Genomic DNA, 15,846 nt, shown 5'->3' on the forward strand with positions numbered 1-15,846 from the left:
CGCATGTCTCGTCCAGTCGGCGGAGCCCCGTCGGGCCCGTCCCGGTACGTCGAGGGGTTGCCGCAGCCCGGCCGCACGCTGGTCATGGGGGTCGTCAACGTGACCCCGGACTCGTTCAGCGACGGCGGCAAGTACGTCGATCCCGCGGCCGCCGTGGCGCACGGGCTGCAGTTGGCCGCTGAAGGAGCCGACGTCGTCGACGTGGGCGGCGAGTCCACCCGTCCCGGTGCCACCCGCCCCTCGGTGGACGAGGAGCTCGCTCGCGTCGTACCCGTTGTCGAGGGACTCGCCGCAGCCGGCATCCCGGTCAGCGTGGACACGATGCGTGCGCAGGTCGCCGAGGCGGCCGTCGCTGCCGGAGCAGCCCTGGTCAACGACGTCTCCGGTGGGCTGGCCGACGACGCGATGCTGAGCACCCTGGCGCGCCTCGACGTGCCCTGTGTGCTGATGCACTGGCGCGGGCACAGCATCGAGATGCAGCAGCACACGGACTACGGCAACGTCGTCGACGACGTGCTCGAGGCGCTTCGCGAGCGGGTGCACCAGGCGGCTCGGGCGGGCATCACCCACAGCATCGCGATCGACCCCGGCATCGGCTTCGCCAAGACGACCGAGCAGAACTGGGCGCTCCTTCGTGAGCTCGAGCGGTTCCACGATCTCGGGCACCCGCTGCTCGTGGCCACCAGCCGCAAGCGGTTCCTCGGCGTACTCCTCGAGGAGGGTGGCGTCGACCGACCGCCGGCCGGTCGCGACGACGCGACGACCGCAACCACCACCCTTGCCGCGGCCCGGGGCGCCTGGTGCGTGCGCGTGCACGCCGTGCGCGCGAGTGCCGATGCAGTGCGGGTCGCCGCCCGCTGGACGACAGGAGACCCCTCATGAGCTCATCCCTCGACCGACTGCAGATCCGGGGCATCGAATGCTTCGGGCACCACGGCGTCTTCGACTTCGAGCGACGCGAGGGCCAGATCTTCGTGATCGACCTCGAGCTCGGCATCGACACCCGCCCGGCTGCGGCCTCCGACGACCTTGCGGATACGGTCGACTACGGCGCACTCACGCTTGCTGTGAAGCAAGCGGTCGAGTCTGACCCGGTGGACCTGATCGAGACGCTTTCACAGCGGATCGCCAGCGTTTGCCTCTTGGCGGCTGCTGTTGAATGGGTCACAGTGACAGTGCACAAGCCTGATGCGCCGATCGACGCGACGTACTCGGACGTCGCGCTCACCATCACCAGGAAGAGGAGCCAGGTCCCGTGACCGAAACCCCCAACCCCTACATCATCGACGCAGACACGCTCACCGGCGAGATGCACCCGATCCGGCGTGCTGTGATCGCCCTGGGGTCCAACCTCGGCGACCGGCTGGCTGCGTTGCAGGGGGCTGTCGCCACCCTCGCGGACACCCCCGACGTGTGGGTGACCGCTGTGTCGCCCGTCTACGAGACCGAGCCCGTGGATGCCCCGGAGGGCTCCGAGGCGTTCCTGAACGCGATCGTGCTGGCCGACACCACCCTGCCGGCGCACACACTCCTCGACCGCGCCCTCGCCATCGAGGACGCCTATGACCGCCAGCGCCCGGCCACGCACAACGCGCCCCGCACGCTCGACGTCGACCTGATCGTCCTCGGCGACCGGCTCTCCCACGAGGACCGGCTCCGCCTTCCCCACCCCCGCGCTGCCGAGCGGGCGTTCGTCCTGCAGCCGTGGTTCGACATCGAGGCTGACGCCCAGATCCCCGGTGTCGGCACGGTCAAGGAGCTGCTCGAGGCCACCGACCGCAGCGGCATCGCCCTGCGCGAGGACCTGGTTCTCGAGGTCGAGTGAACCACCAGCGCCGACCTGGTGGCCCGCACCGGCCGTCCGGGCGGCCACGACCCGATCACGGGTCGATCCGTCCGACCGGGGCTGCGGCTCCGGTCGGTGCCGGCTGCCTCGGCCTGCTCGGCGGGTGGGCGATCCGCCCGCTCTCCCTCCAGCTCGGATGGACCACGCCTGAGGTCAGCTGGCTCCAGGTCCTGGTCCTGGTGTTCGTGGCCGGCGTCATCGCGATCACGGCGTGGGTCACCTGGCGCGAGCTCCAGGTCCGTGGCCAGTGGCTCGAGCCGCACCGCGCGGTCAACCGGCTGCTGATGGCCAAGTCCTGCATCGTCGTGGGCGCGTTGCTGGCCGGCGGGTACGCCGGGTATGCGGTCAGCTGGCTCGGCATCGACGCTGAGCTCGCCGACCAACGCATGGCCCGAGCGGCCTCCGCGGCACTGGTGGGGCTGGTGATCACTGGTGTGGCGATCTGGCTCGAGCGCGCGTGTCGCGTCCGTAACGACGACGATGCCGACCTAGCCTGAGGCATGGCTACTCCTGCTTACCGCCGCCGTCAGCGCAGCACCCGCCTCACCGTGGCGGTCGCCCTGCTCGCCGTCTCCGTGCTGCTGGTCGCTGCCGCGATCGCGAGCGGGAGCTTCGTGCCCGTCGCCGCCGCCGCAGTCGTCGGTGTCGTCCTGGGTGCCGCGGCCACGAAGATCACGCACTCCGAGCTCGCGCAGTCGCGCATCGACGCCGCGGCCGACCGTGCCCGTCAGGCCCAGGACTACGCCCGCATCACCGCGGAGCGAGCCGAGGAGAACGCCGCCTTCGCTGCCTCGATGACCGAGCAGATCAACAACCGCCAGCGCCTGATCGGCGAGCTCGAGGAGCACCTCGCTGGTGCCCAGCTCAAGGTCGCCGAGACCACGCTGAGGCTCGGCCAGGAGGCCCGTCGTGCCGACCAGGCCGAGGCTCGCCAGGCCAGCGACGCCGCCCGTCTCGACGAGGCCGAGCAGCGCGCGGCCGAGGCCATCGTGCTCGCCGCCGAGCTCGAGCAGGAGCTGACCGACCTCAAGGCCGAGCTGCACGCCTGGCAGGACGCGACCACTGCGCCGAAGCGCGCCTCCGCCTGATCTCCACGTTTCCGTCGGCGCTCAGGGGCTGGTGAGCAGCCGTTCGGCGATCTCCAGGTCGAGCGGGCCGGTGACCTTCAGGTTGCGCTCCTCGCCCAGCACGACCATCACGGGCACGTCCGGCAGGTAGCGCTGCACGACCGAGCAGTCGTCAGTCGCGACGAAGTCCGGATCGGCCAGCGCCGCGTCGTACGCCGCGCGAAGGGTCGCGAGCCGGAACCCCTGCGGGGTCTGTGCCCGCCACAGCGACGAGCGCGGCGGCACGTCCACGACACGGCCGGCTGCGTTCGTGCGGAAGACGGTGTCACTGGACGGCACCGCGACCCCGACGGCTGCGGAGGCCTTCAGGGCCCCGAGGCAGCGGTCGATGATCGCGGCGCTGACCAGCGGACGCGCAGCGTCGTGGATCAGGACGTCGCCGGCGATGGCAGCGGTGGACAGCCAGGAGAGCGCGCGCACCGTCGAGTCCGATCGCTCCCGGCCACCTTCGATCACGTCGAGCACCCGCGGATAGCCGTCCGTCACGACGCGCGCGGCGTCGGTGTAGCCGGGAGCCATCACGACGAGCACGCCGGAGATCCCCGCGTGGTCGTGGAGCGCTGCCAGGGAGTGCTCGAGGATGGTGCGGCCGCGCAGCTCGGCGAACTGCTTGGGCATGCCCAGTCCGGCGCGGGCGCCGATGCCGCCTGCGAGCAGGACTGCGGTGGCGTGCGGGATGGTGTGCGCGCCCGGCAGCGGCGGGAGGGCGGAATCCATGGCCCGCAGTCTGCCAGCACCGTGATGCAGCACACGGGAGGAACGCATTCCGCCGCGTGACGCCCCGGCGTACCCTCGTTGGTGCAAGGACCGTCAAGCACACGTCTGGTACCCACACCGGCTTCCGCCCCTCACCGGGCCGAGGTGGTCGGAGGGACTGGAACGAAAGGCTCACCGGAAATGAACGCACCTCTTCGGATTGGTGTTGTCGGCGCTGGTCGCGTCGGTGCCGTTCTGGCCACCGCGCTTCGCGCCGCGGGTCACGAGATCGTGGCTGTCGCTGGCGAATCAGCCGCATCCCGCACCCGCGCGGAGACGCTTCTCCCGGGTGTCCCCGTCCTCAAGCCCACGGCCGTTGCCCGGGCTGCCGACGTGCTGCTGCTCACCGTCCCCGATGACATGCTGCCCAACGTCGTCGAGATGCTCTCGGCGAGCGGCGCGATCCGCGCCGGTCAGTACGTCGTCCACTCCAGCGGTCGCCACGGCCTGGCGGTGCTCGCGCCCGCGGCTGCCGTCGGTGCCCGCGCGATCGCGCTGCACCCGGCGATGACCTTCACCGGCACCGATGTCGACCTGCCGCGCCTGGCCGGCTGCGTCTTCGGCGTCACCGCCGAGGAGTCGGAGCGCGAGCTCGCCGAGCACCTCGTCGCCGACCTCGGCGGCCGCGCGATGTGGGTGGCCGAGGACAAGCGCACGCTGTATCACGCGGGTCTCGCCCACGGCGCCAACCACCTGGTCACCCTCGTCTCCCAGGCGATGGAGATGCTCGCCGCGGCCGGCATCGACACCGCCGCAGGCCACACCGGCGGCATCGACCCCGCCGACACCCTGCGCCCCCTGCTCGAGGCTGCGCTCTCCAACGCCCTTGCCTACGGCGACGCCGCGCTGACCGGACCCATCGTCCGTGGCGACGTCGAGACCGTCCGCGCTCACCTCGCCGATCTGGCGGAGTCCACGCCGCAGAACCTCCCGTCGTACGTCGCGATGGCGCGCGCCACGATGACCCGCGCCCTTGCCGACGGCCGGCTGCTGCCGCTGCGGGCCGCGAAGATCGGCCGCCTGCTCGACGAGGCGGTGCCCACGGGCACCACCGAGACCACCGACAAGTGGGGCTGGGTCTGATGGCTCCCCACCACGAGCCGGTCCTGGCGAGCACCCGCACGGAGCTCGCGGCCCTGCTCGCCGACGCCCGCCGCGACGACAGGCAGATCGGTTTCGTGCCCACGATGGGGGCGCTCCACGAGGGCCACGCCTCGCTCATGAGGGTCGCTCGCAAGCACGTCGGTGACGGTCCGGTCGTCGTCTCGATCTTCGTCAACCCGATGCAGTTCGGGTCCGGGGAGGACCTCGACCGCTACCCGCGCACGCTCGATGCCGACCTGGTGATCTGTGGCGAGGAGGGTGTCGACGTCGTCTTCGCCCCCAGCGTCGAGGAGATGTATCCCCACGGTGTCCCCGCCTCCGACCGCGAGCCCGACGGTGTGACGGTCGTCCCGGCGCCGGCACTGGCCGACATCCTCGAGGGCGAGGTCCGCCCGGGCCACTTCCGCGGCGTACTCACCGTGGTGGCGAAGCTCTTCGGCCTGGTTCGCCCCGACGTGGCGGTGTTCGGGCAGAAGGACTACCAGCAGCTCGCGCTGATCCGCCGCATGGCCGAGGACCTCTGCATGGGCGTCGAGGTGATCGGCGCGGAGACCCGCCGCGATCCCGACGGCCTGGCGATGTCAAGCCGCAACCGCTACCTGAGCCCCGAGGAGCGCGAGCACGCGCTGTCGCTCTCGCGGGCACTGCGCCGCGCGCAGGCGACCGGGTTCGAGGGCGCCGACCACGCACTGGCGGCCGCTCGGGCCGAGCTGCGCGAGGCACATGGCGTAGATCTCGACTACCTCGTCATCACGGCAGCCGATCTCGGCCGTCTACCTGATGAAGTCCTCCCCGGCACCGAGGGCCGGATCCTCATCGCAGCACGAGTCGGATCGACCCGGCTGATCGACAACCTGCCCATCACACTGGGAAACAAGGGAGACAACTGATGTTCCGCACGATGATGAAGAGCAAGATCCACCGGGCCACCGTGACCCAGGCGGACCTGCACTACGTCGGTTCGGTGACCGTCGACGAGGACCTCCTCGACGCGGCCGACCTGCTCGCTGGCGAGCTGGTCCACATCGTCGACGTCACGAACGGAGCGCGGATCGAGACCTACACGATCGCGGGCGAGCGTGGCTCGGGTGTCCTCGGCATCAACGGTGCTGCGGCCCGCCTGGTGCACCCCGGCGACGTCGTCATCCTGATCGGCTACGGCGTGATGGCGACGGAGGAGGCCAAGGAGTTCAAGCCCAGCGTGGTCTTCGTCGACGCCGACAACAAGATCATGGCGACGGGCTTCGACCCGGCCGAGGCGATCGAGGGCTCCGGACTCGTCCGGGGCGACATCACCGCCGGACGCTAGTCTGCGCGAATGCAGCAGAACGAGTACGCCGGGTTGCCCGGTCGCCTGAGCGCGCCCGCCCCCGGCTGGACCACGCGCTCGGACGTGGTCGTGATCGGCTCCGGCATCGCCGGCCTGACTGCGGCCCTTCGGATCCGTGCGGAGGCCCCGGACCTGCACGTCCTCGTGGTCACCAAGACCGTCCTCAACGCGGGTTCGACCCAGTGGGCGCAGGGCGGCATCGCTGCCGCGCTCGGCCCGGGTGACACCCCGCTCGAGCACGAGGTCGACACCCTGGTCGCCGGCGCGGGCGCCTGCGACCTCGAGGCCGTCCGCATCCTCGTCACCGAGGGCCCCGACGCCGTCCGCGAGCTGATCGACCTCGGCACCAACTTCGACCACCACGACGGGGTCCTCTCCCTGACCCGCGAGGGTGGCCACCACCGCGACCGCATCGCCCACGCAGGCGGCGACGCGACCGGCGCCGAGATCCAGCGCTCGCTGATCGCCGCGGTCGAGCAGGACCCGCAGATCGAGGTGATCCAGCATGCCCTGGCTGTCGACCTGCTCCTCGCTGTGGACGGGGGCCGCTCACAGATCGCGGGTGTCACGCTCCACGTCCTCGGGGAGGGCCAGCTCGACGGCGTGGGCGCGGTGCACTGCCGCGCGGTCATCCTCGCTTCCGGCGGGCTCGGCCAGGTCTTCGCCCAGACCACCAACCCAGCCGTGTCGACCGGCGACGGCATGGCCCTGGCGCTGCGCGCCGGAGCGGTGCTGCGCGACATGGAGTTCGTGCAGTTCCACCCGACCGTGATGTACCTCGGCCCCGACGCCCGCGGCCAGCAGCCGCTCATCTCCGAGGCCGTCCGCGGTGAGGGCGCCTTCCTCGTCGACTGGGACGGCAACCGCTTCATGCAGGGCGCGCACGAGCTCGCGGACCTCGCGCCGCGCGATGTCGTTGCCAAGGCGATCACCCGGCGCATGCACGAGACCTCGAAGCCGCACATGTGGCTCGACGCCCGTCACCTCGGAGCCGACTTCTGGGAGAAGCGGTTCCCCACGATCCTCGCGACCTGCCGCAGCCACGGCGTCGACCCGGTCACCGCGCTGATCCCGGTCTCTCCGGCCTGCCACTACGCCAGCGGTGGCGTGGCGACCGACCTGTTCGGCCGCTCCAACATCCCCGGCCTGTACGCGACCGGCGAGGTCGCGTGCTCCGGCGTACACGGCGCGAACCGGCTCGCCTCCAACTCCCTGCTCGAGGGCCTCGTCTTCTCGCGCCGCATCGCGACGGTCCTGCCGGGCGAGCTGCGTGACTGGGCCGAGCCGGTCGTCGACCAGCGGCCCACGGGCATCGTCGGAGAGGTCGTCCGGCGCAAGGTCCAGAAGCAGATGACCAAGCGTGTCGGCGTCCTGCGGTCGGCGGAGGGCATGTCCCACGCGACCATCAAGCTGCGTGGGCTGGTCCACAAGAAGGCCGAGCTGATCGGATCCGACACCTGGGAGGCGACCAACCTCCTGATGATCTCGAGCGCGCTCACCCAGGCTGCGCTGCTGCGCGAGGAGACCCGCGGATCCCACTGGCGCGAGGACTTCCCGGAGCGTTCCGACGCGCGCATGGCCGGCCACTTCGACACCGTCCTGGTCGGCGACCGGCTGCTCACCACCTTCACCCCGTCCCCGGCCACCGATGACGTGGTCGTGTCCGCAGGAGGCACTGCCTGATGCCCGGCCCCACCACGAAGTACGTCGAGGGCATCGTCGCGCTGCCCTACTACGACCTCCCCGCCTCGCTCGCGACCGAGCTCGTCGACGCCGGCCTTCACCCCAAGCAGGTCTACGCCGACGTCGTCGCCGCCATCACCGAGGACCTCCCCGGTGACGACGTGACCAGCTGGGCGACCATCCCGGCCAGTGACACCGCGGTGGCGGACTTCGTCGCACGCCAGGACGGCGTGGTCTGCGGCCTCGCGATCGCGGAGCTCGTCTTCCGCTACGTCCTCGGCAACGACGTGTCCGTCGTCCGGCACGCCGGGGACGGCGCGCACGTGAAGCGCGGGGACGTCCTGATGACGGTCACCGGTGGCACCGCGCTGCTGCTGACCGCCGAGCGCACGGCGCTCAACTACGCCTGCCACGTCTCCGGTGTCGCCACCGCGACCGCGGCCTGGGTCTCCGTGCTGTCGGGGACGTCGGCGCGCGTCCGCGACACCCGCAAGACCATCCCGCACTTCCGCTCCCTCGAGAAGTACGCCGTGCGCTGCGGCGGCGGCGTCAACCACCGGCGTGACCTGTCCGACCAGGCCCTCGTCAAGGACAACCACGTGCTGGCCGCGGGCGGCGTCGTACCTGCCTATGAGCTGATCAAGGCCCGCTACCCGGACGTTCCGGTCCAGGTCGAGGTGACGACTCTCGAGCAGCTCAAGGAGCTGCTCGAGATCGGTGTCGACCAGATCCTGCTCGACAACATGACGAACGAGCAGATGGCTGAGGCGGTGGCGATCACCGATGGTCGCGCGAAGCTCGAGGCATCCGGTGGGTTGACGCTGGAGCGTGCTGCCGAGGTCGCCGCCACCGGCGTCGACTTCATCGCGGTCGGTGCGCTCACGCACTCAGCGAAGGTCATGGACATCGCGATGGACCTGCGGGCCTGATCATGGCGCTCACCTCCACCCTGCTCGCCGCGGACATCGGCAACTCGATGACCGACCTCGCGCTCGTCGTCGACGGCGAGGTGACCGCTCACTGGCGCGTTTCCACCGACGAACGCCGCACGGCGGACGAGTGGGCAGTGCTGGTGCGAGGTCTGCTTCGCGACTCCGACGATGCGGATGCGCTGAGCGGGATCGCGGTCTGTTCGACCGTCCCCGCAGTGCTGCACGAATGGCGGGAGATGCTGCTGACGCACTTCGCCGACGTGAAGAGCGTCGTGGTCGAGCCCGGCATCCGCACCGGTGTCCCGGTGCTGATGGACAACCCGCGCGAGGTGGGGGCCGACCGGATCCTCAACGCGCTGGCTGCTGCGCACCGCTACGAGGGCCCGACCATCGTCGTCGACTTCGGCACCGCCACGACCTACGACGTGGTGACCGCCGCCGGCCAGTACGTCGGGGGAGCCATTGCGCCCGGCATCGAGATCTCGCTGGAGGCACTCGGCCGCCGCGGTGCGCAGCTGCGCAAGGTGGAGCTGCTCCGCCCGCGGTCGGTGATCGCCAAGAACACCGTCGAGGCGCTCCAGTCGGGCATGCTCTTCGGCTTCGCGGCGCAGGTCGAGGGCCTGGTCGCGCGGATGATCCGCGAGCTCGGGGTCGATCCCTCGTCGGTCAACGTGGTTGCCACCGGATATCTCGCTCCGCTGGTCTACGACGAGGTCGCGTGCTTCACCGACCACCGGCCGTGGCTGACCATCGAGGGCCTGATCGAGGTCTACCGCCGCAACTCCTGACGGTTTATCGCGGGTTTTCCTGATATCCCGATAATGCGGATCGCTAATTCCGGCTGTTGTTTTGTGAATTCGTTCGCTAATGTCGCGACGTCTTTTCTTTTCGCGATTGTCTGGAGTGGAATTCATGGCGCAGAAGGTCAGCATCATCCTGGTCGACGACATCGACGGCGGCGACGCCGACGAGACCGTCACCTTCGCCCTCGACGGCACCGGCTACGAGATCGACCTGTCCGCGGCCAACGCCGCGAAGCTGCGCGAGGCCATCGCGCCGTACGTCGGCCACGCGCGGAAGCTGACCGGCCGCAAGCCGGCCGCCAAGAAGTCGTCGGGGACCTCCACCAAGGAGGTCCGTGAGTGGGCCCGCGCCAACGGCTGGCCCTCGCTCGGCGACCGTGGACGCGTCCCCGCCGACGTCCAGCAGGCGTACGACGCCGCCAACTGACCCGTCGACACGGCGCAAGTTCGGCGTCGACACGGCGCAAGGTTGAGGTCGAGACGGCGCTTCTTGCGCGTGTTCGCTGACAGCGATCGGTATCGACGCCAATCCGGGAACACGTAGGGTGGAGTCGGACGTTGGTCCCAGCGTCTACCTCGTTATCCCGCACCCAGCGGGTGGGCGATGGTGGACCCGATGACGAGGAGCGATGAGCGATGTTCGAGCGGTTCACTGACCGAGCCCGACGAGTGGTGGTGCTGGCCCAGGAAGAGGCCCGCATGCTCTCGCACAACTACATCGGCACCGAGCACATCCTGCTCGGCCTGATCCACGAGGGCGAAGGCGTTGCCGCCAAGGCACTCGAGTCGCTGGACATCTCGCTGGAGGCCGTCCGCGCGCAGGTCGAGGAGATCATCGGCCAGGGCCAGCAGGCTCCGTCCGGTCACATTCCCTTCACGCCGCGTGCCAAGAAGGTGCTCGAGCTGTCCCTGCGCGAGGCGCTGCAGCTCGGTCACTCCTACATCGGCACGGAGCACATCCTGCTCGGCCTGATCCGTGAGGGTGAGGGCGTCGCTGCCCAGGTGCTGCAGAAGCTCGGCGCCGACCTCAACCGTGTGCGCCAGCAGGTCATCCAGCTGCTCTCCGGCTTCCAGGGCAAGGAGGGCGGCGCGTCCGCCAGCGGCGCCCCGAGCCAGAGCGGTGACGCCCCGTCGTCGTCCCTGGTCCTCGACCAGTTCGGCCGCAACCTGACCCAGGCTGCGCGCGAGGGCAAGCTCGACCCGATCATCGGCCGTGAGGTGCAGATCGAGCGGGTCATGCAGATCCTGTCGCGTCGCACGAAGAACAACCCGGTCCTGATCGGTGAGCCGGGCGTCGGCAAGACGTCCATCGTCGAAGGTCTGGCCCAGAACATCGTCAAGGGCAACGTCCCCGAGACGCTGCGTGACAAGCACATCTACACGCTCGACCTGGGTGCGCTCGTCGCAGGTTCGCGCTACCGCGGTGACTTCGAGGAGCGCCTGAAGAAGGTGCTCAAGGAGATCCGCACCCGCGGCGACATCGTGCTCTTCATCGACGAGATCCACACGCTGGTCGGTGCCGGTGCTGCCGAGGGCGCGATCGACGCGGCCTCCATCCTCAAGCCGATGCTGGCCCGCGGGGAGCTCCAGACCATCGGCGCGACCACTCTCGAGGAGTACCGCAAGTACCTCGAGAAGGACGCCGCGCTCGAGCGCCGCTTCCAGCCGATCCAGGTCCCCGAGCCGTCGATCGCGGAGACGATCGAGATGCTCAAGGGCCTGCGTGACCGCTACGAGGCACACCACCGCGTGACCATCACCGACGAGGCGCTGGTCTCCGCCGCCACGCTGGCCGACCGCTACATCTCCGACCGGTTCCTGCCGGACAAGGCGATCGACCTCATCGACGAGGCGGGCTCGCGCCTGCGCATCCGTCGCATGACCGCGCCGCCGGACCTGCGTGAGTTCGACGACAAGATCGCCGACGTCCGCCAGCGCAAGGAAGGCGCCATCGACGGCCAGGACTTCGAGGCGGCTGCGGCCCTCCGTGACGAGGAGAAGCAGCTCATCCTCAAGAAGTCGGAGCGCGAGAAGCAGTGGCGTGCCGGTGACATGGACGTCGTCGCGGAGGTCGACGAGGAGCTCATTGCCGAGGTCCTCGCGGTCGCCACGGGCATCCCGATCGTCAAGCTGTCCGAGGAGGAGTCGACCCGGCTGCTCAAGATGGAGGACGAGCTGCACAAGCGCGTCATCGGTCAGGAAGAGGCCGTCAAGGCTCTCTCCCGCGCCATCCGTCGTACTCGTGCCGGCCTGAAGGACCCCAAGCGTCCCGGCGGCTCGTTCATCTTCGCCGGCCCGTCCGGTGTTGGTAAGACGTGGCTGTCCAAGACGCTTGCCGAGTTCCTCTTCGGCGACGAGGACGCGCTGATCCAGCTCGACATGTCGGAGTTCTCCGAGAAGCACACCGTCTCGCGGCTCTTCGGCTCGCCTCCGGGCTACGTCGGTTACGAAGAGGGTGGTCAGCTCACCGAGAAGGTGCGCCGCAAGCCGTTCTCCGTCGTGCTCTTCGACGAGGTCGAGAAGGCACACCCGGACATCTTCAACTCGCTGCTGCAGATCCTCGAGGAAGGTCGCCTGACCGACTCGCAGGGCCGCGTCGTCGACTTCAAGAACACCGTGATCATCATGACCACGAACCTCGGCACCCGCGACATCTCCAAGAGCGTCAACCTCGGCTTCAACCAGTCGGGTGACGTCGCGGGCTCCTACGAGCGCATGAAGAACAAGGTGTCGGACGAGCTCAAGCAGCACTTCCGCCCGGAGTTCCTCAACCGCGTCGACGAGATCGTGGTCTTCCCGCCGCTGACCAAGGACCAGATCATCGCGATGGTCGACAACATGATCGCCTCGGTCGAGCTCCGCATGAAGGACCGCGACATGTCCCTCGAGCTGACCCAGGCGGCCAAGGACCTGCTCGCGACCCGCGGTTTCGACCCGGTGCTCGGTGCGCGTCCGCTGCGTCGCACGGTCCAGCGCGAGATCGAGGACGTGCTGGCCGAGAAGATGCTGTTCGGCGAGATCGGCCCCGGCCAGATCGTGCTGGTCGGCGTCGAGGGTGAGGGTCCGTCCGCGACCTTCACCTTCCACGGCCAGAAGGTCTCGACCATCCCGGACGTCCCGCCGCTGGAGACGACCGCTGACGGCAGTGCCGAGGCTGCAGAGTCCGAGTGACCTGAAGCGTCGACACGGCGCGACTTCGACATCGACACGGCGCAAGATTCAGTTCTTGCGCCGTGTCGATGTGTTTCCGGACAACTTCGGGCCGTCTCGAGGTCGAAGTCGCGCCGTGTCGACCTCGAAGTAGCGCCGTGTCGACGGGGTGGTGGGTCAGGGGAGGGCGTAGAAGCCCGGCTCCGGCTCGGTGAGCAGTCCGTCGGCGAGCAGTGATGCGAGGGCACGCTCGCGCTGGTCCTCGATGGCCCAGACGACGTCGAGGCGGTGCCGGGCCACGGCACCTTCTGCGTCGCGTACGACGGCCAGTAGGCGCCCGCGGCACTGGCGGTCGGTGCCGGCATAGGTCTGCACCTTGCGTGCCGGCCCCTCGTACGCCGGCCGGCCCGCGCCCTGCCACGCGCACAGATCGACGACGGGGCAGCGGCCGCAGGAGGGCTCGGAAGCGGTGCACACGAGCGCTCCGAGCTCCATCGTTGCGATCGACCAGGCTGCCGCGGTCTCCTCGTCGGGCGGGAGGACGGAGGCGGCAAGGTCGCGCTCCGCCCGGTTGACCGATGGCGCCGGGAACTCGACCCCGGAGAGCGTGCGGCCCAGCACCCGCCGGACGTTGGTGTCGAGGACGACCTGTCGCCGGCCGAACGCGAAGGTGGCGATCGCGGCTGCGGTGTAGTCGCCGACACCCGGCAGCGCCAGCAACTCGGCGTACGTCGAGGGGACCTGGCCGCCGTGCTCGTCCCGGATCACGGTGGCTGCAGCATGCAGTCGGAGCGCGCGGCGCGGGTAGCCCAGGCGTCCCCACGCGCGAACGGCCTCCCCCGCCGCGTCGTCGGCGAGGGCACCAGGCGTTGGCCAGCGCTCGAGCCATGCCTCGTGGACGGGCAGGACGCGCACGACCGGGGTCTGCTGCAGCATGAACTCGGACACCATGACCGACCACGCGCTGACGTGGTCCCCCCGCCACGGGAGATCGCGGCGATGTTCGTCGTACCAGTCGAGGACCGGTGCCCACAGCTCACTCATGACCCGCAGACCTTAACTGTTGAAGCGGATCCGGGGGTGGCCAGCGTGCCTGACCGATCCGGGCCGTCCGGCTGGTTACGGTTGCGCCATGAGCAGCCTGACCCAGCCCCGGGGACCCTTGCCGGCCCGCGTGTACTGGACCCGGCGACTGATCCTGGTGGCTGTGGCGCTGCTCCTGTTCGTCACGATCGCACGCGTCCTTGGTGGCGGCAGCGATGGCAAGGGCACCGGTGACCCGAAGGCGCAGCTGGCCGACGCCGGCGTCAGGACGTCGACGACCGCCGCAGCAGGGGATGCGACGACAGGTGCCGCTGCCCCCACGAGCACGACCTCGGGCAAGCCCGGTCGCAAGGCTCCGCTCGCCAGCCCATCCGGTCCGTGCGAGCCGGCCGACGTCAAGGTGACGCCGGTGATCGAGCGTGCCGCGGGCGGCCAGACGGTCCCGCTCAAGCTTGCGCTGAGCAGCAGCATCGCCGCCTGCACGTTCACCGTCTCGGCAAAGACCATCGTCCTCAAGATCGTGTCCGGCAAGGACAACATCTGGAGCAGCCAGCAGTGCCCGAGCAGCATCCGGCAGACCGACGTGGTCGTGCGCTCCGCGGTCCCGGCCGAGGTCGTCGTCCACTGGGACGCCCGTCGCTCCGACGAGGACTGCTCGCGCTCGGCCGGCTGGGCCGAGCTCGGCTACTACCACGCGATCGCGGCGACGCTCGGTGGCGAGCCGACGGACACCCAGTTCCAGCTGACCCGTCCGCCGGCCGTCGTCGTGACGGTCACGCCGAAGCCCAAGGCCACGACGGCCAGCCCCTCGGCGTCGGCCTCGGCAGCCAGCCAGTCGCCCGCCCGCCAGTCGCCGGTCAGCGCGCGCTGACCCAGCGGCCCACTCGGGTAGCCTCCGCTTCATGATCGACGCTTGCCGCAAGGCCTGGGCCCCATGCTGCTGAAACGCTCTGCGCGGCCGTGGAAGGACGCCGATCCGCTGATCAGCGTCGTCGTGCCGATGTACAACGTCGCGGAGTACGTCGCGGACAGCCTCGACAGCATCCTGCGCCAGCCGGTCAGCCAGTTCCAGGTCATCGTCGTCGACGACGCCTCGACGGACGGCTCCCGCGAGATCGTCGAGCGGTACGCCGCGGAGCACGGCCGCATCCAGCTGGTCTGCCTGCCCGAGCGCAGTGGCGTCAGCACCGCCCGCAACGTGGCGATGCCGCTCTGCACCGCGCCGTACGTCACGTTCGTCGACCCCGACGACGAGCTGCCGGCCGACGCCTGGTCGGCGATGCTGAAGACGTTGAAGAAGACCGGCTCCGACTTCGTGGTCGGCAAGGCCGAGCGGGTCAGCACCGAACGCCGCTACGTCACTCCGCTGATGCAGCGCAACCACGCCGAGCGGCGGCTCGGGATCACGATCGAGGACGCGCCGCTGATGCTGGCCGACGTCTTCGTGTGGAACAAGATCTTCACGCGCGAGTTCTGGGAGCGCGCGGCCATCCACTTCCCGGAGCGCACCCGCTACCAGGACCAGGTGGCCCTCACGCAGGCTTTCCTCGCGGCGAAGAAGTTCGACGTGATCACCGAAATCGTCTACGAGTGGCGCTTCCGTCACGACCTGAGCTCGGCGACGCAGCGACGCATCGAGATCACCAACATCCGCGAGCGGCGCCAGACCAAGTTCATGACGCTGGAGATGGTGCGAGAGCACGGCTCCGCCGAGATCATGGAGGTGCTGCTCCGCGAGATCCTCCCGATCGACATGTGGGAGCACTACCGCGCGGTGCGCCTCGGTGATGACGAGTACTGGCACGTCCTGCGCGACATGCAGATCCAGATCTGGAACGACGAGTCCGTGCCGTTCGAGCTGACCACCGTGCCCGTGCAGCAGCGGTTGATGGGCGTCCTCGTGGCACAGGACCGGCGCGACGACCTGCTCACGCTGATCGACTACCTCGACGCGCTCCCGGGTGGGCTGCAGTTCGAGGAGGTCGACGGCGAGCGTCAGGCCGTGCTGCCGTTCCGCGACGACGCGCGCATCCCGCGGGCGGCGTACGTCGTCGGCTGAGGTCCGACCGCG

Annotated in this window: 17 protein-coding genes; 15 read left to right on the forward strand and 2 right to left on the reverse strand. The window is 69.8% G+C overall.

The window, feature by feature from the left end:
* Positions 1–3: 3 nt before the first annotated feature.
* Genes folP through D4739_RS07540 form a run of 5 tightly spaced genes read left to right on the forward strand, consistent with a single transcriptional unit; the run spans position 4 to position 2,934 of the window.
* Positions 4–882, forward strand: a complete 879-nt coding sequence (gene folP / locus D4739_RS07520; protein WP_120059979.1) for a dihydropteroate synthase — start codon at positions 4–6, stop codon at positions 880–882.
* Complete coding sequence (gene folB / locus D4739_RS07525; RefSeq protein ID WP_120059980.1) at positions 879–1,259, forward strand: dihydroneopterin aldolase; 381 nt, start codon at positions 879–881, stop codon at positions 1,257–1,259. The genes folP and folB overlap by 4 nt, the downstream gene beginning before the upstream one ends.
* On the forward strand, positions 1,256–1,825 hold the full coding sequence (gene folK / locus D4739_RS07530) for a 2-amino-4-hydroxy-6-hydroxymethyldihydropteridine diphosphokinase (RefSeq protein WP_120059981.1): 570 nt from the start codon (positions 1,256–1,258) through the stop codon (positions 1,823–1,825). The genes folB and folK overlap by 4 nt, the downstream gene beginning before the upstream one ends.
* A complete protein-coding gene (locus tag D4739_RS07535) occupies positions 1,822–2,343 on the forward strand; it encodes a DUF3180 domain-containing protein (RefSeq protein ID WP_238473565.1) in 522 nt (173 codons plus the stop codon). The genes folK and D4739_RS07535 overlap by 4 nt, the downstream gene beginning before the upstream one ends.
* Before the next feature lie 3 nt (positions 2,344–2,346).
* Positions 2,347–2,934, forward strand: a complete 588-nt coding sequence (locus tag D4739_RS07540; RefSeq protein WP_120059982.1) for a hypothetical protein — start codon at positions 2,347–2,349, stop codon at positions 2,932–2,934.
* 21 nt (positions 2,935–2,955) lie between these two features.
* On the opposite strand, the gene ispD is transcribed toward D4739_RS07540, so the two are convergent.
* Positions 2,956–3,690 (reverse strand): 2-C-methyl-D-erythritol 4-phosphate cytidylyltransferase, encoded by a 735-nt coding sequence (gene ispD, locus D4739_RS07545; RefSeq protein ID WP_120059983.1) that lies wholly within the window; start codon positions 3,688–3,690, stop codon positions 2,956–2,958.
* A gap of 180 nt (positions 3,691–3,870) precedes the next feature.
* Here ispD and D4739_RS07550 point away from each other — a divergent pair, with 180 nt between their 5' ends.
* The 8 genes from D4739_RS07550 (at position 3,871) to D4739_RS07585 (ending at position 12,752) form a co-directional block, all read left to right on the forward strand.
* Positions 3,871–4,812: a Rossmann-like and DUF2520 domain-containing protein gene (locus D4739_RS07550; RefSeq protein ID WP_120059984.1), complete on the forward strand. Its 942-nt coding sequence runs from the start codon at positions 3,871–3,873 to the stop codon at positions 4,810–4,812.
* Positions 4,812–5,723, forward strand: coding sequence for a pantoate--beta-alanine ligase (gene panC, locus D4739_RS07555; RefSeq protein ID WP_120061791.1), 912 nt, complete (start codon positions 4,812–4,814; stop codon positions 5,721–5,723). The genes D4739_RS07550 and panC overlap by 1 nt, the downstream gene beginning before the upstream one ends.
* On the forward strand, positions 5,723–6,142 hold the full coding sequence (gene panD / locus D4739_RS07560) for an aspartate 1-decarboxylase (protein ID WP_120059985.1): 420 nt from the start codon (positions 5,723–5,725) through the stop codon (positions 6,140–6,142). The genes panC and panD overlap by 1 nt, the downstream gene beginning before the upstream one ends.
* A 9-nt stretch (positions 6,143–6,151) precedes the next feature.
* Positions 6,152–7,846, forward strand: coding sequence for an L-aspartate oxidase (locus tag D4739_RS07565; protein ID WP_120059986.1), 1,695 nt, complete (start codon positions 6,152–6,154; stop codon positions 7,844–7,846).
* Positions 7,846–8,775, forward strand: a complete 930-nt coding sequence (gene nadC, locus D4739_RS07570) for a carboxylating nicotinate-nucleotide diphosphorylase (RefSeq protein WP_120059987.1) — start codon at positions 7,846–7,848, stop codon at positions 8,773–8,775. Before D4739_RS07565 ends, nadC begins: the two co-directional genes overlap by 1 nt.
* Before the next feature lie 2 nt (positions 8,776–8,777).
* Positions 8,778–9,566, forward strand: coding sequence for a type III pantothenate kinase (locus D4739_RS07575; protein ID WP_120059988.1), 789 nt, complete (start codon positions 8,778–8,780; stop codon positions 9,564–9,566).
* 124 nt (positions 9,567–9,690) lie between these two features.
* Positions 9,691–10,008 carry a histone-like nucleoid-structuring protein Lsr2 gene (locus D4739_RS07580; RefSeq protein WP_120059989.1) on the forward strand — a complete coding sequence of 106 codons (318 nt, stop codon included), beginning with the start codon at positions 9,691–9,693 and terminating at the stop codon, positions 10,006–10,008.
* 209 nt (positions 10,009–10,217) lie between these two features.
* Positions 10,218–12,752, forward strand: a complete 2,535-nt coding sequence (locus D4739_RS07585; protein ID WP_120059990.1) for an ATP-dependent Clp protease ATP-binding subunit — start codon at positions 10,218–10,220, stop codon at positions 12,750–12,752.
* Positions 12,753–12,908: 156 nt separating this feature from the next.
* Here D4739_RS07585 and D4739_RS07590 read toward each other — a convergent pair whose 3' ends face one another.
* Positions 12,909–13,775: an HhH-GPD family protein gene (locus D4739_RS07590; RefSeq protein ID WP_120059991.1), complete on the reverse strand. Its 867-nt coding sequence runs from the start codon at positions 13,773–13,775 to the stop codon at positions 12,909–12,911.
* Positions 13,776–13,863: 88 nt separating this feature from the next.
* Between D4739_RS07590 and D4739_RS07595 the strand changes: the two genes are divergently transcribed.
* Both D4739_RS07595 and D4739_RS07600 read left to right on the forward strand, forming a co-directional pair.
* Positions 13,864–14,646 carry a hypothetical protein gene (locus tag D4739_RS07595; RefSeq protein WP_147384847.1) on the forward strand — a complete coding sequence of 261 codons (783 nt, stop codon included), beginning with the start codon at positions 13,864–13,866 and terminating at the stop codon, positions 14,644–14,646.
* A 63-nt stretch (positions 14,647–14,709) separates the two neighbouring features.
* A complete protein-coding gene (locus D4739_RS07600; RefSeq protein ID WP_120059993.1) occupies positions 14,710–15,834 on the forward strand; it encodes a glycosyltransferase family 2 protein in 1,125 nt (374 codons plus the stop codon).
* Positions 15,835–15,846 lie beyond the last annotated feature (12 nt).

Origin of the sequence: Nocardioides cavernaquae (assembly GCF_003600895.1) — a bacterium.
GTDB lineage: Bacteria > Actinomycetota > Actinomycetes > Propionibacteriales > Nocardioidaceae > Nocardioides > Nocardioides cavernaquae.

What these genes read in the sequence shown, in the direction of transcription:
- D4739_RS07540 (WP_120059982.1), top strand. Translation starts at nt 2,347, where the DNA reads ATGGCTACTCCTGCTTACCGCCGCCGTCAGCGCAGCACCCGCCTCACC.
- D4739_RS07585 (WP_120059990.1), top strand. Translation starts at nt 10,218, where the DNA reads ATGTTCGAGCGGTTCACTGACCGAGCCCGACGAGTGGTGGTGCTGGCC.
- nadC (WP_120059987.1), top strand. Translation starts at nt 7,846, where the DNA reads ATGCCCGGCCCCACCACGAAGTACGTCGAGGGCATCGTCGCGCTGCCC.
- ispD (WP_120059983.1), bottom strand. Translation starts at nt 3,690, where the DNA reads ATGGATTCCGCCCTCCCGCCGCTGCCGGGCGCGCACACCATCCCGCAC.
- D4739_RS07590 (WP_120059991.1), bottom strand. Translation starts at nt 13,775, where the DNA reads ATGAGTGAGCTGTGGGCACCGGTCCTCGACTGGTACGACGAACATCGC.
- D4739_RS07580 (WP_120059989.1), top strand. Translation starts at nt 9,691, where the DNA reads ATGGCGCAGAAGGTCAGCATCATCCTGGTCGACGACATCGACGGCGGC.
- D4739_RS07550 (WP_120059984.1), top strand. Translation starts at nt 3,871, where the DNA reads ATGAACGCACCTCTTCGGATTGGTGTTGTCGGCGCTGGTCGCGTCGGT.
- panD (WP_120059985.1), top strand. Translation starts at nt 5,723, where the DNA reads ATGTTCCGCACGATGATGAAGAGCAAGATCCACCGGGCCACCGTGACC.
- D4739_RS07565 (WP_120059986.1), top strand. Translation starts at nt 6,152, where the DNA reads ATGCAGCAGAACGAGTACGCCGGGTTGCCCGGTCGCCTGAGCGCGCCC.
- folP (WP_120059979.1), top strand. Translation starts at nt 4, where the DNA reads ATGTCTCGTCCAGTCGGCGGAGCCCCGTCGGGCCCGTCCCGGTACGTC.
- D4739_RS07575 (WP_120059988.1), top strand. Translation starts at nt 8,778, where the DNA reads ATGGCGCTCACCTCCACCCTGCTCGCCGCGGACATCGGCAACTCGATG.
- D4739_RS07600 (WP_120059993.1), top strand. Translation starts at nt 14,710, where the DNA reads ATGCTGCTGAAACGCTCTGCGCGGCCGTGGAAGGACGCCGATCCGCTG.
- panC (WP_120061791.1), top strand. Translation starts at nt 4,812, where the DNA reads ATGGCTCCCCACCACGAGCCGGTCCTGGCGAGCACCCGCACGGAGCTC.
- D4739_RS07595 (WP_147384847.1), top strand. Translation starts at nt 13,864, where the DNA reads ATGAGCAGCCTGACCCAGCCCCGGGGACCCTTGCCGGCCCGCGTGTAC.
- folB (WP_120059980.1), top strand. Translation starts at nt 879, where the DNA reads ATGAGCTCATCCCTCGACCGACTGCAGATCCGGGGCATCGAATGCTTC.